The organism is Oleiphilus sp. HI0067, assembly GCF_001635735.1.
The window spans coordinates 1-21,468 of sequence record NZ_LWFI01001122.1; the positions used below are offsets into that span (position 1 = coordinate 1).

The window sequence follows — 21,468 nt, forward strand, 5'->3', positions numbered from 1 at the left end:
TACAAGCTCTGCATACTTAGGCATCACACTGTCTTTAAGGTGCGCAGCTTCTTTGTCTAGCGTGATTGATTCGATCGCACGGTGTGCTTTAAGCATGATGGTGCCACCAGGTGTCTCATAACAACCACGTGACTTCATACCAACATAACGGTTTTCTACGATGTCTAAACGACCAATGCCGTTTGCGCCACCCACTTCATTCAAGTGCGCTAGCACTTCTGCAGGAGTCATCGCTTTCCCGTCAACCTCAGTAATATCACCCTTCTCGTAAGTTAGGTCGATATAGGTTGCTTTATCGGGTGCATTTTCAGGAGATACAGACCAACGCCACATATCTTCTTCTGCTTCTGCCCAAGGATCTTCAAGAATGTCACCTTCGTATGAGATGTGAAGGAGGTTCGCATCCATTGAGTATGGTGATTTACCTTTCTTCGTTTCGATCTCAATACCGTGTTTTTCACAGTAAGCAAGAAGGCTTTCACGGGAGTTAAGATCCCATTCACGCCAAGGCGCAATCACTTGCACACCAGGCTTAAGTGCATATGCACCTAATTCAAAACGAATTTGGTCGTTGCCTTTACCGGTCGCACCGTGAGAGATCGCGTCTGCACCTGTTTCATTCGCAATTTCAATGAGCCGTTTTGCGATAAGGGGCCGAGCAATAGAAGTGCCTAGAAGGTATTCACCTTCATAGATGGTGTTCGCGCGGAACATTGGGTATACGAAATCACGTACAAACTCTTCACGGACATCTTCGATGTAGATTTCTTTAACACCTAGCGCTTCAGCTTTTGCGCGCGCTGGCTCGACTTCTTCACCTTGTCCCAAGTCTGCAGTATAAGTGACTACTTCGCAGTTATATTCTTCTTGTAACCATTTTACGATTACAGAAGTATCTAGGCCGCCAGAATACGCTAACACGACCTTATTTATACTCGACATAAAGGCTCCCAAAACCTGTTATAGATTTTGCTTATATTAAAAAAGGGGTGCGTATTCTACAGAAAGGAGTGATGGAAAAACAACCAAAAACAACAACTTAATTCAGCTCACCCTCAGGATTTTCTTTTGAAGGCAAAGAAAGCTGCTCTCCGCGCACTAAACGAACGGTACTTCGGCGGTTTTTCGCTTTATTTTTTGAGTTTTTATTACCTGCGACGGGATAGCGTTCGCCATGATAGCGAGTCTGTATCATCTCTGAATTGATGCCGCTTTTTGTCAGATAAGCTGTCACCGCTTCGGCACGCATTTTCGATAATCGACGATTATAAATCCTACGCCCCGTTGAATCGGTGTGGCCATCCACATAGACCGCAGTGACGTTGCTGTCGGCGCGAACATAAAGAACCACCATATCTAAACGCGCTTTATCTTCTTTCAGAAGAATCGCTTTGTCTGATTCAAAGTGCACACGAGTTCTCTCGACTTGTCGGAAGTTAACCGGCAGCAAAGATGATATGCAGTCTAAATAAGCTTCATAAACATTGGCAAAGCCGATACTACTTAGGGATAAACGCACTGAGGCATCGCTATACCACGACTGACGCGTGAACGTAGGCATCATTCCTTCTAACAGACCTTTCATTAGATCGTGTGAACGACGACTTTCTACTTTTAAAGGCTTATCGCCTTGCACAACGTCAACATAGCCTAAGTCGCGAATCGCCTGCCCCGGCCTCCAGTCTGAAGCTTCTACGACCAAAGCAGCCTTGCCTGGCTTCATTGGATTGGAATTGGTTTGCGAATAGAAATACAGATCTTCACCGGCCTCATGATAGAAAATGCCTTGGCCATAACGGGGAATATCATGAATCACGCTGCATTCAAAAATACTGGTGGAGATATACCAAGCACTGCGCTCCATAGGAGCAAGGTAACGCAATTCTTGTTCAGCGTAAGTTGCCGAGGAAAGCATTAAACCTAAGAGTATTGATAAATATTTAAACATCTAATTCATCTGTTATTGGGCGCGTTTACGCCGTAATAGGCAATTCTTTGCCGTGGAGATCCCAAATCTCAAATAAGCTCTGTTATACTCGTTTGCGCGAGTGACAGTAGTAAGGGCAAAGCGTGTCAGGATCTAATTCCACAATGCAAGAACATAATAACGATCAAGATAGCAATTCTCATTCCATTTCAGCGAGATTTCGCGGGTTCTTACCAGTTGTTGTCGACGTCGAAACAGCCGGCTTTAACTCTCAAACTGATGCTCTACTTGAAATAGCCGCTGTGATACTAGACATGAATAGTGACGGACAACTGTACTGCAAGGAGACCGTTCATTGTAATGTTGAGCCTTTTAAAGGCGCCAACCTTGAAAAGTCTGCGCTCGAATTCACAGGCATTGATCCCTACTCACCCTACAGAAACGCACAACCTGAAAAGCTCGCGCTCGACAAAATTTTTACGCCAATACGCCGCGCTGTAAAAAATACCGGGTGTACGCGTGCTATTTTAGTTGGCCATAATTCGTCGTTTGATCACAATTTTGTATTTGCTGCTGCAGAACGCACAGGCATCAAACGCAACCCGTTCCACCCTTTCTCAAGCTTCGATACCAACACTCTTTCGGCCTTGGCCTTTGGGCAAACAGTTCTAGCTAAAGCATGCTCTGCCGCCGGAATCGCTTTTGATGGACACGAAGCACACTCTGCAAAATACGACACAGAGAAAACAGCTGAGCTGTTTTGTACCATCATCAATAAATGGTCAAAACTTGGGGGTTGGCCACTTGATCAAAAGATCGGTATTTAAGAGTCTTCGACGCACAAAAAAGCCGAGCAATGCTCGGCTTTTTTATTCCCATATTTAAACAGGAATTACAAAGTGTCTGAGTTCTCAGAAAGGTAAGCTGCAACGCCATCAGGAGAAGCATCCATACCTTTGTCACCTTTGTTCCAACCAGCTGGGCAAACTTCACCGTGCTCTTCGTGGAACTGAAGAGCGTCAACCAAACGGATTAGCTCGTCCATGTTACGACCTAGTGGTAGATCGTTAACGATCTGCGAGCGAACCAAACCTTCTTTGTCAATCAAGAAAGCACCACGGAAAGCAACGCCGCCTTCTGACTCAACGTCGTATGCTTTACAGATGTCGTGCGCCATATCTGCAGCTAATGTGTAACCTACTTGGCCGATACCACCATCATTAACTGGAGTATTACGCCATGCGTTGTGCGTAAAGTGAGAGTCGATAGAAACACCGATCACTTCAACGCCACGCTCTTTGAAGTCAGCCATACGGTGATCAAGAGCGATCAACTCTGATGGACAAACAAACGTGAAGTCTAGCGGGTAGAAGAAAACAAGACCGTACTTGCCTTTGATAGCTTCAGATAGGGTGAACTCGTCTACGATAGAACCGTCGCCAAGAACTGCTGGAACAGTAAAGTCAGGGGCTTGCTTGCCTACTAATACGCTCATTTATTATCTCCAAATGTTGATTGCGTTTTTGATATTTGTCAGAGACGCTTTACGCCTCAAGCGATGTACAAAGTCGACTTATGGTACAACGACTAGGCTGGTTGTCCAATAAGAGATAGCGCTTATTTTTCAGAAACGAAAAAGCCCCTACCAAGGCAGGGGCTTTTTTCTTATACGCTGGATGCTACCAATGAATTCCTCGCATGATCGCAGCAAAGGCCATTTGCTCCGTCGAGACTTTTGGCATATCAGCTTTCTGGTCTTTACCTTGCGCCGCTGCAGAATCTGGGAACATTTTGTAACCCGTATTCATAATAATCTCACCCGCTTTTGGTACGAGAGCATGTAAGACTTGTGCAAAAATACCTAGTCGCGTCGCGATACGCTTCGGACGATGAACGATTGCTTTCGCAATTAAATCTGCTGCATCTTCTGGCGTTAGCGTTGGCACCGAGTCGTAGATCTTAGTTGGACCGATCATTGGCGTTTTTACCAACGGCATGTTGATGGTCGTAAAACTCACATTACTATCTGAGAATTCTGCCGCAGCACATCGCGAGAACGCATCCAATGCTGCCTTCGAGGCTACATACGAAGAGAAACGCGGAGCATTTGTCAAAACACCGATAGATGAGATATTTACAATATGACCTCGTCCCTGCTCAAGCATCTTCGGAGCAAAACCAAGTATCAAGCGAAGCGAGCCGAAGTAATTAAGCTGCATCGTTCTCTCGAAATCGTGGAAACGATCAAACGAAAGGTTTATAGAACGACGAATCGAGCGACCGGCATTATTGATTAAGAAATCAACCGCGCCGTGATCCTTCTCAACTTCAGCAACAAAACGATCACAGTCTTCCATATTCGAAAAATCACATTGGTACGCGTAAACAGTACCGCCGTTTTGCTCAAGCTCGTATTTAACTTCTTCAAGCTTGTCGAGTGTACGCGCTGCGATACAGGTAATCGCACCTGCTTCCGCTAAGACTTTTGCCGTTGCTAAACCAATGCCTGAAGTCGCACCGGTAATGACACATACCTTACCCTCAACCGTGCCACGTAAAGTGCGATCTTTATATAAGTCAGGATCAAGATTACGCTCCCAGAAATCCCAAATCGGTGCGGAATAAGACTTAAGATCTGGACATTCGATACCAGAGTCACGGAGCACTCGCTCTGTTTCACGCGAATCAAATTTGGTTGGATAGTTGATGAACTCCATCGCTGACTCTGGAACACCAAAGTCGTTTAAGAACGCCGAGGTTAAACGTTTAACTGGCGGCAAGTTCTTAACGCCGTTGCGAAGCATTGAAGGGATAAAGTTGAACATTTGCGCATCAATACGCATCGCCATCGTTGGAGCATGACCTGCCTTCGCAAAGATGTTCAAAACTTCACCCAACTTATATGGATCAGGATCTGTTAGATGGAAACACCCGCCATCTTCACCTTCAACATGCGAAATGTACTCTAAAGCATCAACGACAAAATCAACCGGCACGATATTCATTCTGCCGCCTTCAACACCAATCGTTGGCATCCACTGAGGTATTGCACGACGAACTTTTTGAAGCATTTTAAAGAAGTAGTAAGGGCCGTCGATCTTATCAATCTCACCCGTCTTAGAATGACCAACAACCATACCTGGGCGGTATACACGCCATGGCACTTTGCACTCTTCACGCACAATTGCTTCTGAATCATGTTTAGTGCGCAAGTAAGGGTTATTAAGCTTTTGCGCTTCTTTAAACATATCTTCACGGAACACACCACGATACAAACCGGCTGCCGCGATAGAGCTTACGTGATGGAAGCACCCTGCTTTCATTGCTTTTGCAGCAGCAATCGCGTTACGCGTGCCATCAATATTCACTGTTTGCTGCACTTCTTCAGAAGCATATAAATCATAGATCGCTGCAAGATGATAAAAATGGTCAACCTTACCTTTAAGCTCATCCATATCTGCTTTGGCAATACCAAGATTTTTCTTGGTCAGTGTGCCTTTCACAGCAACAACCTGCTTTGATGTTGCACCAATACGCTCAAGCAATGCATCGTATTTATGCATGCTCGACTCTTGCATTAAGAGGTATATAGTCTCGCCACGTGCTAATAACTTTTCTACAAGAAAGCGTCCAATAAAGCCGGTTCCACCGGTAATGAAATAACTCATCGTTTTATCCTTAGGCAGTGATCTCAACACGTATGCTGAGCTAATTCTTAGATTTATTAAAATTTGAGGAACAAAAATGCGCTCAATGATTCCTAATGCAATCAATATAAGTCACGTCCTCATAGAGCAACAACTCCAATTTTTTATAATTCAAATTTTGTTAAACGCACGATCAAACTATAGTAATCACAACCGGATCACTTTTCCGATAACAAGCAGTTGCTAAGCTACGCTCGGCTTTATTCCAGTTTCAAGGAGACCCACTCGGTGATATACCGTACGCTTCTCGCCTTTGGCACACTATTTTTACTCGCGCTCAGCGCAACTTCATCAGCAATTGAACTTAACTTCGATATTGAAAAGAGTCCTAACGACAAACGTGAATATACATCGTTCACTCTCGAGAACAAACTCGACGTTCTAATCATTTCTGACAAAGAAGCGGACAAAGGCGCTGCTTCTCTCGATATTAAAGTGGGAAGTTCACACGACCCAATCGAATTTCCAGGATTGGCGCATTTTCTTGAGCACATGCTCTTTCTCGGGACCCATAAATATCCAGAGCCTGACGCATATCAAAAGTTTATTAGCGAGCATGGGGGCGGTCATAATGCCTACACATCACTTGAACACACTAATTACTTCTTTGATGTGTCCGCCGAATACCTAGAGCCAGCACTCGATCGTTTCTCTCAACAATTCACTGCACCATTGTTTAACGCAGATTATGTGCAACGAGAAGTCAATGCAGTGCACTCAGAATACAGTTCAAAAATCCAAGATGATGGTCGTCGCTACTTAGAAAGTTTCAAAGCCATATTAAATTCCGATCATCCCTACAAAAAATTTGCAGTTGGTAACTTAGAAACCTTAGTTGATAAGCCTGACATTACTCTGCGTGAAGCGCTCTTAGAGTTTTACGACATGCAGTACTCAGCAAACCGAATGAAGCTCACTGTACTTGGCAAAGAAGACCTTGAAACACTATCCAGCTGGGTGGAAGAGAAATTCTCAAGCATCGCGAACAAAAATTTACCTGAACATAAAACCACGACACCATTTTTTAGCGGTGGTTTTTTACCAGCAAAAATTCAAGTCAAAAGTATCAAAGACACACGAAGTATTTCATTAAGCTTCCCTGTTCCGACGTCTCGTCCTTACATCAATACGCAACCTCTTGGATATATTGCCAACCTTATAGGGCATGAAGGAAAAGGCAGCCTGCTTTCCTCTCTTAAAAAGAAGCAGCTTGTTGATACGCTATCTGCTGGCCCTCAGTTCGACACAGATAATCAAGGGATGTTTATCATCTCTATGAGCCTTACCGAGAAAGGCCTAAAGCAACAAGATGAAGTCATCAATGCCGTATTTGCCTACATCAACCTGCTAAAACAAAACGACCTCAATGAAATGTATTTCACTGAACAAAAACAACTGTCAGAAATTGCATTCAAGTTCCAAGAAAAAGTCCCAGCGCTGTCCTACGTCAGAAGCTTGTCCTCAGCACTGCATGAGTTCTCGGCACAGGATATTCTCAGCGCGCCCTACAAGCTAAACAAGTTTGATAAGGAATTAATTAGCGATTACCTACACCTGCTTACATCCGACAATCTTTTAGTTAGCGTAAAAGCAAAAGATCTAGAAACCGATCAAGAAACACAATGGTTTAAGGCGCCCTACTCGGTTAAAAGCCTATCTGTGAGCTTGGTAAATCAACTTAAAAAGGCGGAAGCTAGCAAAGACTTAGCCTTGCCTGAGCCAAACAACTTCATCCCGAGCAACACCGAGCTCAGCAAAGCAGAAAACAACCCGATTCCAGTGCTGCTCTCGGCACCTAAAGGAATGGAATTATGGCACGCGACTGACACAGAATTCGGAACACCAAAATCAACATTCTTTGTCAGCATTCGCTCTCCTCATGCGGTCGATACTGTCGAACACTTGGTTATGACGCAGTTACTCGTTTCGATGCTAACAGATAAACTCGTGGAATTTTCTTATCCCGCTTATCTTGCTGGTTTGAGCTACGACCTATACAAGCACCTTAGAGGTGTTACGCTCAAAATAGCGGGATACAACGATAAGCAAGATGTACTTCTTGAAACGATCTTGAAGAAAATCAAACACAGTGAATTAAGAGATGAGCGCTTTGAAAACATCAAAGAGCGACTGAAAAGATCTCTTGAAAACGAAAAACAAAGAAAGCCATTCCAGCAAGCCATCACAGCGATTCAAGATGACATCCTTAGCCCGTCTTGGAACTCAGAAGAAAAGCTTGTCGCACTTGAAAAGATCTCTATCGAGCAGCTGCGAGAATTTAAAAATCTGTTTTTCTCGACCGTAGATACCGCAGTACTTAGCAACGGTAATGTCGAACAAGATAAAACCGAAAAGATGGCAAAACTTGTTGAAAAACATATTCTCGAGCCCGCTAAGATTCAGAGTGTGGAGCGCGCAAGTGTTCTTAATTTAGAAGGTGAAGAAGACTGGGCTAAAGCGCTAGATATTGACCACCCCGATTCGAGCATGGTGTTTTACATGCAAGGCGAAACTAAAAGCTATTCTGAACGCGCACTGTATTCACTAATGAGCCAGGCAATCGGCAATGACTATTATGCTCAGCTTAGAACCGAGAAACAGCTTGGCTATATCGTGTTCGCAACACCTTACCCATTACTTGAAGTTCCGGGAATAGCGTTCATTGTTCAATCGCCAAGTGCCAGCACAGATCAGTTATTTAATGAAACACGAACATTTCTGAACGCTCAAGTTGACCGTATTAATTCGCTTTCAGAAGAAGAATTCGCTCGTTATAAAAAAGCAGTGATCTCCCGCTTAGAAGAAAAAGAGACCAATATTGGGCAGCGAAGCAATCGATACTGGAGCGAGATAGACAAGAAAGCTGCCAAGTTTGATAGCAAAGAACAAATGATCGATGCGATCGAAGCAATCACTATCGACAACTTTAGATCTTTCTACACAGAGCGTGTAAAGAAAAAAGGTTCAAACTTGATTATGGTAAGCAAGCATCAAACGTCACAAGATGATGCCATCACCCAACTTCAGAAATTACTAAATAAAAAAGAGAGCGCATGGCTCTCTCTTTCAAACTTCGATAAGTAGTATGGTCTAACGATTCAGGCGTTCGTCGATCAAGACATCGACAACGCTTGGGTCTGCCAACGTAGACGTATCACCAAGACTGTCATACTCATTCGCTGCAATTTTTCTCAGAATACGACGCATAATTTTACCTGAACGCGTTTTAGGAAGACCTCCTGAGATCTGGATCAAATCTGGTGTTGCGACAGGGCCAATCTCTTTACGCACCCAATCTTTGAGCTCACTCACAAGTGCAGTAAGATCAGACAAATCAGCATCTGCCATCATCGAAACATAGACGTAGATGCCCTGCCCCTTGATGTCATGCGGAAAACCAACAACCGCCGCTTCAGCAACAGCGCTATGAGCAACAAGCGCGCTCTCTATCTCGGCTGTTCCCATGCGGTGTCCAGAGACATTCAACACATCATCGACTCGACCAGTAATCCAGTAGTACCCATCTGCATCACGTCTAGCTCCATCACCCGTAAAATACATTCCTTCATACGTCGAAAAATAGGTTTGAATAAAGCGCTCATGATCACCGTAGACGGTGCGCATTTGACCAGGCCAACTATCCATTAAGACTAAATTCCCTTCACATTCGCCTTCTAGAATATTGCCTTCGTTATCGACAATCGCAGGTTTCACACCAAACAATGGACGCGTTGCTGAGCCTGGCTTCAAAGTCGTCGCTCCCGGAATAGCGGAGATCAATACGCCGCCGGTTTCCGTTTGCCACCACGTATCAACAATAGGACAACGTTTTTCTCCGACTACTTCGTAGTACCATTCCCAAGCTTCTGGATTAATTGGCTCGCCCACCGAGCCTAAAAGACGAATGCTATCTCGGTTGTAGGATTGAACTTTATCATCACCAGCAGCCATCAACGCACGAATTGCGGTCGGCGCGGTATAAAATACGTTCACCTGATGTTTTTCAACAACCTGCCAGAACCTAGAAGCATCAGGATAATTTGGCACGCCTTCAAACAACACTGTTGTCGCACCATTACACAATGGACCGTACAAAATATAGCTATGCCCAGTAATCCATCCGAAATCCGCGGTACACCAGAAAACTTCGCCCTCGCGATAATCAAATACTTTCTCATGCGTAAAGGACGCGTAAGTAAGATAACCACCAGTAGTATGCAAAACGCCCTTAGGCTTGCCAGTTGAACCAGAGGTATACAGCATAAACAAGGGATCTTCAGCGCTCATCGGTTCAGCGTCACAATAAGCACCCTGACGCTCCATCAACTCATGCATCCATACATCACGACCTTCAACAAATGACACATCGCCACCGGTACGCTGAAGCATAACGACATTCTTCACATGCCCGATATTCCCTACTTCAAAAGCCTCATCCACGTTATTCTTTAATGGAATAGACTTCCCGCCACGAATACCCTCATCAGCCGTAATCAACCATTTAGACTGACCATCTTCAATTCTGGCTGCGAGAGCTTCCGGGGAAAACCCCCCAAAAACAACGGAATGCACGGCACCGATGCGCGCACAGGCCAGCATAGCGATGCCTGTTTCTGGAACCATCGGCATATATAAGGTGACGATATCCCCTTTCTCTACACCTAATTCTTTCAGGCCGTTCGCAAGACGACATACTCTCTCATGCAGCTGTTTGTATGAGATATGTTCAGATTGAGAAGGGTCATCACCTTCATAAATAATCGCAGTTTGATCGCCCTTATCAGCCAAGTGACGGTCTAAACAATTGTAGGACGCGTTCAAGATACCGTCTTCAAACCAACGAATATGCAAATCTTTCGATGCATAAGATACGTCTTTGACTTTGGTAAACGGCTTAAACCAATCGATTCTTTTGGCTTGCTCTGCCCAGAAACTCTCTGGGTCATCAATAGATGCCTTATATAGCTCTAAATATTGGTCTTTGTTAAGCGTTGAAAATTCTTCAAGTTCAGGAGAAACAGGATAAATATGTTGCTCTGTCATGGCGCTTCCTCTTATTTTTGTTAGGCAGCTTGGCAACATTTATAAGAACTTAGCACGGACTAAGTCGCAGCTTTTGCTACAAATGATGCCTAGATAATTTCAGCATCAAAAAGCTACGCTCAGTCCCGAGACGAGTCAACCAATGAGGCGTATTTTATAGACTCGAGTAACGTTTCAAGAGGGACGGTATTAGATGAGCTACGAATTTGCTCAGCCAACTTACTCTGAGAACCAAAACCTTTCTCATCGTAAACACTCTGCTCGGAAGGTTCATCAACACGAATTTCCTCACGATCCAAAGCATCTACTGAACTCGCTGATGGCGCTGGCATGCCAGTTGGCTTCGCCAACTCAAGACGCTCATATTCTGCGAGCAACAAAAGACGATGCTCTTCATTGATAGAGCTAGGCGTTAACGTGCTTAACAAGCCATGCAATAAATCGATTGCAGAATCACCTAACCGATCTCCGTAGGCATAAATACAACTAGAAATCAGTGTCGTGACTTGCTCAGGCGTTGTATTTGGATCGGTAAAGAAACGATTCATGCGAATACGCAGATCAACCCACGCATTTTCAGACTGATCAGAGAGTAATTCCTGACTGTCAGGCTTAGCGGTTTCCGCAGCGATTGTCTGTTTTTGTTTTTTGATCTGCTCTTGAACTTGGCTCAATGACTCTTTGTAGGAGCCAGAATTCAAATCCACAACCATGGCAGGCTTGTCTTCTCGGACACGCATACCATCAGGACGAGAAACGTCAGGACTAGAAACAGGAGGCTCTGGATGCGCAGTAAACGTATTGGTTTGTGCAGCTTCTTCGACTTTCTTTCTAGCAAGCTCTTGAGAACGATCTACAAGCTTTTTCCAATAACTACTAAATGCGAGTTTCGGTACTTTGGGGGCGTTAAATAAGTCATCAACGCGTTCCGCCAAGCGATAAAAACCGCGTGCTGATGGGTCTTCTTTCTGGAAGAGCGCGACAGGACGCTGCAACGCGACCGCACTACGCATGCTTTCGTCCATCCACAAAGCCCCTAGCTGCTCTGTACGTAAACCCAAATACTTCTTAACCGCAGCCTCGAAACGTCGATACACTTTTTCAGATTGTCGCGCATTCGTTGCCATATTTACGATGACTTCGACTTTGCGACGGTATCCACGACGACGCAACACTTTGAGCAAAGAGAACGCGTCCGTTAACGAAGTAGGCTCTGGAGTAATAACGACTGCTGCAACCTGCGATGCTGCAACAAAATGCAGCACTGTGGGAGAAATACCCGCTGCCGTATCAACCAGCAGATAATCGTAATTAGGTTCTAGGGTGCTAATTGAATCAACAAGACGAGATTGCTGTTGCAGATCTAGCTCAACACATTGAGCGAAGCCTGAGGCCCCAGGAATGATATGAATACCCTCGGGACCTTCAAGAACAATATCTTGAATCTCTTTTTCGCCGGTAAACAAATGCTCAAGCGTATAAGCAGGATGGAGACCCAACATCACGTTGATATTGGCTAGCCCAGTGTCTGCGTCAAACAAGCATACTTTCGAGCCATTCTTCGCGAGCGCGATGGCTAAATTTACAGAAACGCTTGTTTTACCAACACCTCCCTTACCGCCGGTAATCGCGAGAACACGAGGCATTGGTTTTTGAGACTTTGACTTATTCAAGTTAATGACGTTCATCGGGCTCGCTTTTCGTTGTTTCAAGCTCAAACGCGAACTAGGCAATATGGCCTATCGGTTGTGCTTTTATCGTTGTATTTCAGTAATTCTAAAGGCTTTGCGGAATCATAAAAAGGATTGACAAGCCACAAAACGCGCGAGCTTTGCTCACAATACGACCAGAAAATTCAAGCATCACATAAAAAAGAACGCGCAAACTTTTAATTTTTAAGGAATATTGTCTAAGCTTAAAAAAAAGCGATAAATCCTATTTTTTTGCGAACATGCCAGTCAATTCACAAAACATTTTAAAAGAACTTGAAGTCAGCAAACTACCTACTCTGCCTAGCATCTTGGCTGACGTATTGGATAGCTGCCAAAACCATGATTCAAGTTTTCAGTCGCTTGCAGAAATCATCGCACGTGATGCGAGCATCTCTGCACGCGTTGTGGCAATGGCCAATTCAACTTTGTATAACCGCGGCACCCCTATTCGTTCTTTAGATCGTGCTTTGCTAGTACTTGGCATCGACACCATTCGAACGATTGTAATCACGGCGTCTATCCACCAGTTTTTTTCAGGTTTAAGCCACGGAAATCATGAGTTTTTAAAAGAGTTCTGGCGACGGTCTTTGAGCTGCGCATTACTCGCCAAATCTCTCGCCATACTCACAAGCTACCCTAAACCAGAAGAAGCCTACTTGACCGGCTTATTACACAACATTGGAGAACTCGTACTCTCAAGAAACTTCAACAAAGAATATTTAACTCTGAGAGAAGAGCAGCCCGACGAAGATAAACGCTTAAAGCATGAGTTGGGTACATTCGGTATTGATCACGCAGAACTTGGTGCACAACTCGCAAACGAATGGGGGCTAAGCCCTTATGCAATCGATGCGATTCGTTATCATCACGCAAACACAGTCGACATTCTGGGCGCTCAGCATTTGGTCAAAATATTGTATACTGCAAGCGCTCTTAGCAATGATGCGCAACAGAGCATGCAGCAGAGTGTTGAAACGACGAACAGCTTATTTGAACTCAACCCATCCCTCATCTCTGAAATCTGTCGAAAAATAGATGAAGAAGTTATCCAAGTAGCTGAGAGCATGGGCGTGCAACTCGACAAACAAGATGATCAAGAAGCACATATATCTTTAGCACGAGCCATTAGAGACCAAAATCTTCAAAACATTTCTCGGGATCTTGTTTCAAAAGCCAAGACAAAAATAGAACTCGCAACCCAAATTCAGCACTCTCTGTCACTACTGCTTGGCACTCGCCAAACGGCACTATTTTGGAACGAAGACAACGAACTTGTTCTTATCGAAGACAGCTACGAAGCACCACTTTGTTTCCCTCTAAATGAGGGCAGTAGTCTTGCGGCGAAATCTGCACTGAGAAATGAAGTGCTCAGCTCAATCGATGATGACTCTGCCTTTGTTGCTGACCAACAAATTCTCCGGTTGCTCGATGCACAGCACATGCTCTGTCTTCCTCTACTCGATGGGGAGCGCATCATCGCAGTCATCGCTACAACATTGCATTCAAATAAGGAAAGACTTCATCCTAATTTCTTAAGCATTCTGATCAGCCAATTTAAGCGCCAATGCATAGATATAGAACAAGCCCACTGCGCAGAAAACACTGATTCTGAAATCAACTCATTAAACGCAAAGGTTCGCGAGATTGCACATGAGGCGAACAACCCTCTTAGCATCATCAATAACTATTTGAGCAGCCTTTCCCTGAAACTCAGCGAAGAAGACGAAGTACAAGAAGAACTACAAGTTCTTAAAGAAGAGCTAGAGCGCGCAAGCCAGATAATCTTTCGATTAAGGGATCTGCAGCAAGATATTACGCACGATGAAGGCGACGCCGACATCAACTTAGAAATCAAAAACCTTCTAACCCTGTACAAAAGTTCACTATTCTTGGCCAAGAGTATCGACAGCGAATACCTGCCAGATAGTAGCCTACGCCCAGTCGACATCAGCCCTGGCAGTCTGCGGCAAATATTAACTAACCTTATGAAGAATGCCGTCGAAGCAATGCCTGAGGGTGGTAAAATCAGTGCTGCTACAAAAAGCAGCATCAACGTCAACGGCCATAGCTTTTGTGAAATAAAAATCACTGACAATGGTCCAGGTATTCCAGAAGAAATACAAAAGAACTTATTTACGCCAGTTTCGACTACCAAAGGAGCAGGCCACTCAGGTTTAGGGTTGAGCATTACGAAAAACCTCGTAACGGAAGCGCGAGGAACAATCACATGTAGAAGTGATGGCAAGGGCACCCAGTTTCAAATATTGCTACCAGAGCAATAAATAAATTCAAACCGCTTAAATAGGAAGCGGTAGAACTGGATAGTTCCACTTTACAAACTACTATAGTGCGAGCGGTTAACAACTAGAATGAAAATCATAAAGTCGAAACAGGTGGCAAACCTGGATATTGAACAGGCAAAAATACTTGTAGTAGATGATGAGTATCGTCTGCTAACAAGCTTGGAGGCACTCCTCGTTGCACAAGGCTTTGATGTCACGACAGCCTTGGGCGGCTTAAATGCATGCGAAGCCTTGAAACAAGATAGCTTCGACTTAGTGTTGCTCGACTTAAACATGCCCGACATTGACGGTCATCAGGTCATGGATTTTGTTGCTGAAAACAACATGGATCCAGCCATTATCGTCGTTAGTGGCGAATCGTCATTCACAGCCGTCAGTAAAGCCCTCCGCCGCGGCGCATATGACTACCTCCGCAAGCCTTACGATTCTGCAGANCTGATCAATACAACACGAAATTGCCTGCAAAAAGTTATGCTTGAGAAAGCCCACCACCAAATGCAGGCACGCTTGCAAAAGTCAGAAGAATTGCATCGTTACATCGTCAATAGCTCACCTGACGTTGTATTTATGCTTGATCGCCAAGGTCGTTTCACCTTCCTTAACCGCAAAGTTGAAACACTGCTTGGCTACAGCAAACAGGATTTATTGGGCAAAAGCTACGAAACTATTATTGAAGCCGAAGATATCGACCGAGCCAACTACATCTTCACGGAACACGGCAAAAAAAGAGATGGCGCTTGGAGTTCTGAACTTCGCCTGAAAGTGAAAAAGAACGAGCACGCTTCACGTCACTTTGAAATTACCTTCTTCCCTATTGAGAGAAAAGTGAAAATCAATGGCGAAGAGTCTCTGCAGGTTGTCGGCACTTATGGCACGGCGCGCGACATAACAGAAAGAAAAGAAGCCGAAGAATTTATTAACTTTCAGGCATATCATGACCTGCTAACACGCTTACCAAATCGCTCACTATTTAAAGATCGACTCAACCTTGCCATGGCGCAAGCCAAACGCAATGACAACCAAGTAGCGGTCATGTTCCTCGATCTTGATCGATTCAAAGTGATTAATGACTCGCTCGGCCATGCAATGGGTGACCGTCTACTGCAAGCCGTATCAATGCGACTGGATAACGTTATTCGTAAATGCGACACCCTTTCACGGTTTGGCGGAGACGAATTTACGCTATTACTACCAAATATAAATAGCGCTGAAGATGCTCGCATTATCGCTAAGAAAGTCATTAACACCCTTAAAGAACCATTTATTCTGGGCGAACACGAAGTATTCGTTGGCGTTAGTATCGGCATTTCTATGTTCCCGACAGCTGGCGACACAGTAGATCAATTGATTCAAAATGCCGATGTAGCGATGTACCACGTGAAATCGCGCGGAAAAGACGGTTACCAGTTCTTTAGCCCTTCAATGGAAGTAGCTGACTCAAACCGCATTAAGCTCGAACGAGAGATTCGCAGAGCATTAGAAAACAACGAATTCAAGGTATTCTACCAACCACAGATTAATGCAAAAACGAACGATGTTATTGGTGTAGAAGCGCTAGTGCGCTGGCAACACCCTACTCGCGGTTTGGTATTCCCGGGTGAGTTCTTGCCTTTGGCAGAAGAAACAAAGCTACTCACGGACATTAGTGAGTGGGTATTAAATTCTGCATGCCAAGAAGTACAAGGCTGGATCAATAACGGACACCCAAACATTCGCCTTTCGGTTAACTTCTCACCCTTGCAGGTCGAGCACCCGCGATTTGTAGATCATTTGCTCGAGACACTTGAAAGAAACAACTTCCCTGCAACAAACCTAGAAGTTGAGATTACCGAAAACGCGATCATGAATGACCTTGATCAGATGACCAAAAAGCTCAATCGCTTATCTGAGCACGGAGTAACCATTGCGATCGATGACTTTGGCACTGGATATTCATCCCTCAATTACTTGCGTAAGTTGCCAATCCACACACTTAAGGTTGATCAAAGCTTTGTAAAAGACATTGAAGAGACAATGGGCGATGCCTGTATTGTTAACGCCATCGTCAATATGGCTCACGGCTTGAAGCTCAATATCGTCGCTGAAGGCGTAGAAACAGAAGTACAACTTCAATATTTGAAAGATTTAGGTTGCCAAGAACTTCAAGGTTTCTATTTCGGAAGAGCAGAACCTGGTGAAGTGATACTTAGTCGACTCGAAAGCCCTCACGCGAAAATTGCCTAGAGCTTTAAGCATTCACCTTACAAACAAAAAAGCGGCTCAATAGCCGCTTTTTTGTTTTCGATGTCCCGCTCTAAATATCAAACTTACTCAAAACAACATGGCTCATTCCGAGTTTCTTTAAGGCAGATTCAAACACCTTATTTTCTGGTACTGCACCCGTGAACATAACAAAGTGCTTATCGTCATTTGATGCCTTATGTGGCAAATCAACCAACAAAGACTCAGCCCTACGCGCAATTGCTTGCGCTGAATCGACAAAGCCCTTTCCTGGCAAAAACGGGGCTATCACATCCTTTAATAGAGGAAAGTGCGTACAACCCAGAACCACAGTATCAACCTGATCATCCGCAATGATTTCTTTTAACTCTCGTTCTATTGCATCCACATCCAAGACCAATCCGTTCAACAAGCGCTCTGCCTGATCCACAAGAACTCTGGAACCGACACGGACAACTTCACAATCGCTCGCAAAGTCATCTATTAACTGTTGAGTGTAAGGACGGGAAACAGTGCCTGGCGTTGCGAGTAATGCAATTTTTTTTGTTTGAGTTAGGGCCGACGCTGGCTTAATGGCTGGCACGACACCGATCACAGGAATTTTAACCAAAGACCGTAAAGCTGGAAGCACCAGCGTGCTTGCGGTGTTACAGGCAATAACGATCAAATCAAATTCGAAACGTTGCTCACTGAACTTTATTAACTGCGACAAACGCTCAATTAAAAAGGCCTCGCCTTTAACCCCATAGGGAAAGCAGGCGTCATCAGCGACATATCTAATCTGAACACCCTCTAGTTGAGACAGAAGAGCTTGGCATATCGACAGCCCTCCTACCCCAGAATCTAGAACTAGTATATTCGCCACATTAATCCTTAAGCATTTGCAATTCGACGCTGACGAAAGCCTAGCATTAAAGCAAAAAAGCAGATCAATACAGGTACTAAGAAGATGTTAATTAACTTCAATTTTGTACCTAGCGCGTCAATATCTTGATCTAGCTGATGTTGAACGTCTCGCAGCTGCTTGCGAATTTTTAACTTCTCTTCTTGGAAGCGAAGTAAAGCTTTATTCTGCTCTTCTGTCAGAGACACCACGTCACCGCCATCACGCATTTGCTCAAGCTCAAACATTTGCTCTTCCGTGGCAATTAATTGCGCCTCTAAGGCTTCTTGTTGCGCCAAGAATCGCTCTTCAGCATCTCGTTGCAAGGCCTCAACGCGCTCAAACGGACGGCTATATCGACCTTGACCCCGAATAGAAATCAGCTCTGACTGGCCCGACAAGTTCTCGACTGAATTCAACAGCAAGCTACCATTGTCAGCCCAAGGGCTAATAATTTGTTGTCCAAAGAAATTCTGCACTTGCACCCATAAGCGATCACTGAGCACATCACTATCTGCGACAATCATGATATTGATATTTTCAGAACTCAGTACAGATGGCTCTAACTTAAGGTCTACGCTACCCTCTCCATCGGCCAACTCTTCAGAAACAGTAATCCCATCAGGAAATGCAGATTCTGCAGAACCACCTACTCTTGCCGCAATGGTATAGCGCTGTTCAGTCGGAACAAAGTCATTCATCAAGGTCGAAGGATCATTCAAGGTCGTCAACACATTCACATCTGCCAAAGCACTTTGTGCAGAACTTTGAATAACAGGAGTAAACACCGTACTCGCACCTTCCGCCGCACTCATCGCACCGACTGAAGAAAGATTAATGCTTTCCAGCCCAAACAAAACAACATCATCTTGCGATAGTGCATTAGGACCAAGGCTCAAAAGCCCTAAATGTCGAGCTGGCTGGCCACCTTGCCCTAGCGACACGACCATTGAGTTTTCGAAATCAGTGATAAATTGTGATTCATCAAATGCAACGCCCCATGACTCGAACAAGGCTGAAATATTGGAGCTCTGAACAGTGGCCATTCCGTTCATCATCGCCATTGTTTCAATGTAAGGGTCAACAAAAACCATCACCTTACCACCAGACAAAGCATATTGATCAATCGCTAGCTGCAAGCGTTGGGATAAATCTTGGGGAGCGATAAGCAGCAGCATATCAACATCTTCGATCGCTTCGGCATCATCCTCAATCCACTCCAGATCGAAATTATCATTGATGAACTGCAATGCAGCCCACTCAGGCGTTTGTTGACGGGACATTACATCAAACCCACCACGAATATCAGCCCCCGAATAAATGCCGATCTTGGGTAAAGTTTCGCGTGATAAAGCGGAAATTAGACGCGTTAGGTCGTACTCAAGGAATGCCTCTTTATCAGGTTGGATAAACGGAACCACTTCTTCTCGACCCGCGGCGTTTTTAGCGACTAAGCCAAAGTAAATTTCATCGCCACGTGCGCCACCCGGAACGCTTTGCAAACCGGCTAAAGCCGCCTCATCCTCTTGTTCGGAAAATGGCGCGGGATCAATCTTGTTAATACTTAGCTTTCCGTTGCTCTTTGACTCGTATTCAGTCAACAACTCTTCAACACGCTTAGCATAGGTTCTTAGCGCTGGTAATTGAGATGTAGCTTGCTCAGAAAAGTAGTAATCGATCGTCACATCAGACTCTAGGTTTTCGAGTATTGACTCTGTGCCGTCAGATAAGGAATACAAACCTCCCTCTGACAAATCAAGTCGTACACCACTGAGCAAATTAGAAGACAAAAGAATGATTAAGAAGAGCGCTACGAACGCAGAAACGAGTTTTAAAATAATTGAACTATTCATGGCGGCCTCCTTAATCTGCTTTCTTCAAGTCAACAACGAGTGATGTTGCGTATAGCCATATACCTATCATGGCAGCAAAATACACAAGATCTCTGACGTCAATTACGCCACGAGATATCGCGGTAAAGTGGGTTAGAAAGCTCAAGTTCGCCACCGCATCAATTAGCCATAACGGTGCCCAACCTGAAAAAGCGTCTTGCACGATTGGAAATCCAGTCACAACGAGAACAAAGCTCACTACAAGTGTGAGAATAAAGGCGACAATCTGATTCTTGCTAAGCGCTGAAAGACATGAGCCCACAGCTAAAAAGCCACCCGACATAAGCCAAGCACCAATATAGGCACCAAGAATGACACCATTATCTGGGCTCCCAAGATAGTTAACCGTAATCCAAAGAGGAAAAGTTAGCACCAGTGCTAGACCAACAAACAGCCAAGCTGCGAGAAATTTACCTAGAACAACTTGCCACGTAGCAAGCGGCAAGGTCATCAACAATTCAATTGTTCCGCTACGTCGTTCTTCAGACCATAAGCGCATGGTGACAGCGGGAATAAGAACCAAATACAACCAAGGCACAAAGTTAAAGAAAGCGACTAGGTCTGCCTGACCGCGTTCAAAGAATTGACCAATGTAAAAAGTAAATACACCCGACAACATTAAAAAGATAACGAGAAATATATAGGCTACCGGCGTTGCAAAATAACTCGATAATTCACGCCCTAACACTACTTTTAAGGCGTTCATGAGTTCACCTCCTTTGAAGTCATTGCACGAAACACATCATCTAGCTTGCCTTGCTCAACATGCAGCTCATCGATCTGGTAAGAACCGCTATGCAAGACGGCATTCACGTCCGACAATATTGAATCTTTATTTTCAGACAGCACCTGTAACGCACCTTCAGAAAGTTCGTTCACCTTTGAAACGCGAGGCAATTGAATCAACTTAGCTTTAAGTTCCGAATGTCTTTCAGCAACGTGCACATGAATACTATTGTGATAAACCGATTTGGCCGCCAAGTCCTCAGGCGTGCCATCAAACTTAATTGCCCCATCAGAGAGAATCATTGCACGCGTACAAACCGCGCTCACCTCTTCAAGAATATGCGTGGAAACGATGACAATTTTATCTTTAGATAAGTTCTGTATGAGCTCTCGCACTTGATGCTTTTGGTTCGGATCAAGACCATCTGTAGGCTCATCTAAAATCAAAACCTGAGGATCATGAAGAATCGCTTGCGCCAAACCTAAGCGACGTTGAAAACCTTTGGAAAGAGTTTCAACACGTTTATTCAGCACACTATTCAGAGCGACTTTATCAACAGTTTCTTGAATACGCGTATTGAGATCAGACCCAGAAAAACCTCTAACTTTCCCGACAAATCTCAAGGAATCAAGCACAGTCATATCAGCATAAGCCGGCGCACCCTCAGGGAGATAGCCAATCAAACGCTTGGCCTCGACGGGCGTCTTCAACACATCAAACCCCATTACCGATACAGAGCCTGAGCTGGGTTGTAAAAAACCCGTCAGCATTTTCATCGTTGTCGATTTACCTGCGCCATTAGGGCCAAGAAAACCGAGTATTTCACCTGGTTCAACGGTAAATGTCAGTCCATTTACCGCAAAAAAATCACCAAATTGCTTAGTGAGTTTATCAACCGTAATCATGATGTTATTCGTCTCTAACTGGATCATTACTTATAAAAGAAGGCTCTGAACGATTCTAAGAGCCACACGCAAGGATATAGAGTCGACGAAGGGCACTTCAAGCGATCACTGCCAACATTTCTACATGGTCATGTTTGTAATATTTATTC

At 44.5% G+C, this 21,468-nt stretch carries 14 protein-coding genes; 4 read left to right on the plus strand and 10 right to left on the minus strand.

Annotated elements, in window-relative coordinates:
* Nucleotides 1–942: argininosuccinate synthase (locus tag A3739_RS16215; protein WP_068502057.1), on the minus strand; the 942-nt coding region annotated here is incomplete at its 3' end.
* A 97-nt stretch (nucleotides 943–1,039) separates the two neighbouring features.
* On the minus strand, nucleotides 1,040–1,948 hold the full coding sequence (locus tag A3739_RS16220) for an OmpA family protein (RefSeq protein ID WP_068482024.1): 909 nt from the start codon (nucleotides 1,946–1,948) through the stop codon (nucleotides 1,040–1,042).
* 143 nt (nucleotides 1,949–2,091) lie between these two features.
* Between A3739_RS16220 and rnt the strand changes: the two genes are divergently transcribed.
* Nucleotides 2,092–2,754: a ribonuclease T gene (gene rnt, locus A3739_RS16225; RefSeq protein WP_068482021.1), complete on the plus strand. Its 663-nt coding sequence runs from the start codon at nucleotides 2,092–2,094 to the stop codon at nucleotides 2,752–2,754.
* Between the two features lie 65 nt (nucleotides 2,755–2,819).
* Here the strand turns inward: rnt and A3739_RS16230 are convergent, their stop codons facing one another.
* On the minus strand, nucleotides 2,820–3,422 hold the full coding sequence (locus A3739_RS16230; RefSeq protein ID WP_068479869.1) for a peroxiredoxin: 603 nt from the start codon (nucleotides 3,420–3,422) through the stop codon (nucleotides 2,820–2,822).
* 184 nt (nucleotides 3,423–3,606) lie between these two features.
* Nucleotides 3,607–5,595 (minus strand): SDR family oxidoreductase, encoded by a 1,989-nt coding sequence (locus A3739_RS16235; protein WP_068482091.1) that lies wholly within the window; start codon nucleotides 5,593–5,595, stop codon nucleotides 3,607–3,609.
* Between the two features lie 267 nt (nucleotides 5,596–5,862).
* Between A3739_RS16235 and A3739_RS16240 the strand changes: the two genes are divergently transcribed.
* Nucleotides 5,863–8,718, plus strand: a complete 2,856-nt coding sequence (locus A3739_RS16240) for an insulinase family protein (RefSeq protein WP_068502060.1) — start codon at nucleotides 5,863–5,865, stop codon at nucleotides 8,716–8,718.
* Nucleotides 8,719–8,724: 6 nt separating this feature from the next.
* On the opposite strand, the gene acs is transcribed toward A3739_RS16240, so the two are convergent.
* Both acs and A3739_RS16250 read right to left on the minus strand, forming a co-directional pair.
* Nucleotides 8,725–10,677, minus strand: a complete 1,953-nt coding sequence (acs, locus tag A3739_RS16245) for an acetate--CoA ligase (RefSeq protein WP_068482015.1) — start codon at nucleotides 10,675–10,677, stop codon at nucleotides 8,725–8,727.
* 119 nt (nucleotides 10,678–10,796) lie between these two features.
* Entirely contained in the window at nucleotides 10,797–12,365 is a 1,569-nt protein-coding gene (locus A3739_RS16250; protein WP_068482012.1) for a P-loop NTPase, read from the minus strand.
* A gap of 263 nt (nucleotides 12,366–12,628) precedes the next feature.
* On the opposite strand from A3739_RS16250, the gene A3739_RS16255 reads away from it, so the two are divergent.
* Both A3739_RS16255 and A3739_RS16260 read left to right on the plus strand, forming a co-directional pair.
* Complete coding sequence (locus tag A3739_RS16255) at nucleotides 12,629–14,671, plus strand: HDOD domain-containing protein (protein ID WP_068502063.1); 2,043 nt, start codon at nucleotides 12,629–12,631, stop codon at nucleotides 14,669–14,671.
* Between the two features lie 111 nt (nucleotides 14,672–14,782).
* Nucleotides 14,783–16,915 (plus strand): bifunctional diguanylate cyclase/phosphodiesterase, encoded by a 2,133-nt coding sequence (locus A3739_RS16260; RefSeq protein WP_231877096.1) that lies wholly within the window; start codon nucleotides 14,783–14,785, stop codon nucleotides 16,913–16,915.
* A 70-nt stretch (nucleotides 16,916–16,985) separates the two neighbouring features.
* Here A3739_RS16260 and murI read toward each other — a convergent pair whose 3' ends face one another.
* Genes murI through A3739_RS16280 form a run of 4 tightly spaced genes read right to left on the minus strand, consistent with a single transcriptional unit; the run spans nucleotide 16,986 to nucleotide 21,319 of the window.
* The gene (gene murI / locus A3739_RS16265; protein WP_068482003.1) at nucleotides 16,986–17,777 is read right to left on the minus strand and encodes a glutamate racemase; all 792 of its coding nucleotides are present in this window, start codon (nucleotides 17,775–17,777) and stop codon (nucleotides 16,986–16,988) included.
* A gap of 8 nt (nucleotides 17,778–17,785) precedes the next feature.
* Nucleotides 17,786–19,648, minus strand: coding sequence for a Gldg family protein (locus tag A3739_RS16270; protein WP_068482000.1), 1,863 nt, complete (start codon nucleotides 19,646–19,648; stop codon nucleotides 17,786–17,788).
* 10 nt (nucleotides 19,649–19,658) lie between these two features.
* Nucleotides 19,659–20,393, minus strand: coding sequence for an ABC transporter permease subunit (locus A3739_RS16275; RefSeq protein ID WP_068481997.1), 735 nt, complete (start codon nucleotides 20,391–20,393; stop codon nucleotides 19,659–19,661).
* Entirely contained in the window at nucleotides 20,390–21,319 is a 930-nt protein-coding gene (locus tag A3739_RS16280) for an ABC transporter ATP-binding protein (protein ID WP_068482087.1), read from the minus strand. Before A3739_RS16280 ends, A3739_RS16275 begins: the two co-directional genes overlap by 4 nt.
* Between the last annotated feature and the right edge of the window lie 149 nt (nucleotides 21,320–21,468).

Coding starts and splice junctions, on each gene's coding strand:
- A3739_RS16220 (WP_068482024.1), bottom strand. CDS start 1,948: ATGTTTAAATATTTATCAATACTCTTAGGTTTAATGCTTTCCTCGGCA.
- rnt (WP_068482021.1), top strand. CDS start 2,092: ATGCAAGAACATAATAACGATCAAGATAGCAATTCTCATTCCATTTCA.
- A3739_RS16230 (WP_068479869.1), bottom strand. CDS start 3,422: ATGAGCGTATTAGTAGGCAAGCAAGCCCCTGACTTTACTGTTCCAGCA.
- A3739_RS16235 (WP_068482091.1), bottom strand. CDS start 5,595: ATGAGTTATTTCATTACCGGTGGAACCGGCTTTATTGGACGCTTTCTT.
- acs (WP_068482015.1), bottom strand. CDS start 10,677: ATGACAGAGCAACATATTTATCCTGTTTCTCCTGAACTTGAAGAATTT.
- A3739_RS16250 (WP_068482012.1), bottom strand. CDS start 12,365: ATGAACGTCATTAACTTGAATAAGTCAAAGTCTCAAAAACCAATGCCT.
- A3739_RS16255 (WP_068502063.1), top strand. CDS start 12,629: ATGCCAGTCAATTCACAAAACATTTTAAAAGAACTTGAAGTCAGCAAA.
- A3739_RS16270 (WP_068482000.1), bottom strand. CDS start 19,648: ATGAATAGTTCAATTATTTTAAAACTCGTTTCTGCGTTCGTAGCGCTC.
- A3739_RS16275 (WP_068481997.1), bottom strand. CDS start 20,393: ATGAACGCCTTAAAAGTAGTGTTAGGGCGTGAATTATCGAGTTATTTT.
- A3739_RS16280 (WP_068482087.1), bottom strand. CDS start 21,319: ATGATTACGGTTGATAAACTCACTAAGCAATTTGGTGATTTTTTTGCG.